The organism is Methylobacterium sp. WL103 (assembly GCF_008039885.1).
GTDB classification, from domain to species: Bacteria; Pseudomonadota; Alphaproteobacteria; order Rhizobiales; family Beijerinckiaceae; genus Methylobacterium; species Methylobacterium cerastii.
The window spans coordinates 1-841 of record NZ_VRUX01001070.1 but is presented as its reverse complement, the minus strand read 5'-3'; the positions used below and the strand labels follow the sequence as shown (position 1 = coordinate 841).

Here is an 841-nt window from a genome sequence, read left to right as displayed (position 1 = left end):
TCGCCGAGCTCGTGCCGGCGGTGGCCGCCTGGGCGCGGGGGCCGCTCGCAGGCGTGTTTTCCGGCATCCTCGACGATCCCCGCGTGTCCCTGCGAGAGATCGACGTGGCGCGCGCGATCGCCGAGCGGCCCGCTGCATGGGACGCCATCCTGCTCGACGTCGACAACGGGCCGGACGGCCTGACACGGGCCTCCAACGACAGGCTCTACGACGCGGCAGGCCTCGGCGCCGCCCGCGCCGCCCTGCGCCCGGGCGGCATCCTCGCGGTCTGGTCGGCAGGGCCCGACCGCAGCTTCAGCCGCCGCCTGCACGATGCCAGCCTGAGCGTCGAAGAGGTCTCCACCCGCGCCAACGGTCGAAAGGGCGGCGCCCGCCATGTGATCTGGCTCGGGGTGCGCTCCGGCCGCGGCTGACTAGCGACTCCCGTTTCTGGCCCCTCTCCGTCATCCCGGGGCTGCGCAGCAGACCCCGGGATCCAGAGCCGCCGACGGTGCCGGGATCGAGCGCGACCTGCGGCTCTGGATTCCGGGCTCGCCTTCGGCACCCCGGAATGACGAGGATGGGGGAGACGCGATCGACCATTTGGATTCGACAGCTACGATCCGCCGCCTTCTCAGGCGATCGTCAGATCCGGGCGCAGAATCCGACCATGCCGGTAGACTCGGACGGGCAAGAGGCGGTCGCCGTGCCGTCGGCGCCTTGCGAGAAGACCGGGGCGCCGGCCTTGAGGCAGTAGGCCGAGACGAAGACCTCGCCGCTCGCGCAGGCGATCGCGCAGCCGGAGGCCGGGCAGGTCTCGCTGCGCACCGCCCGGAACGGTGTCGCGGGAGCCGCGGCGGGC

At 73.0% G+C, this 841-nt stretch carries 2 pseudogenes; one reads left to right on the top strand and one right to left on the bottom strand.

Going from position 1 to position 841, the window contains the following annotated elements:
* Positions 1–413 (top strand): annotated as a pseudogene (locus tag FV222_RS27825) (spermidine synthase); the annotation flags it as partial.
* Between the two features lie 211 nt (positions 414–624).
* Here the strand turns inward: FV222_RS27825 and FV222_RS27820 are convergent.
* A pseudogene (locus tag FV222_RS27820) lies at positions 625–841 on the bottom strand (collagen-like protein); the annotation flags it as partial.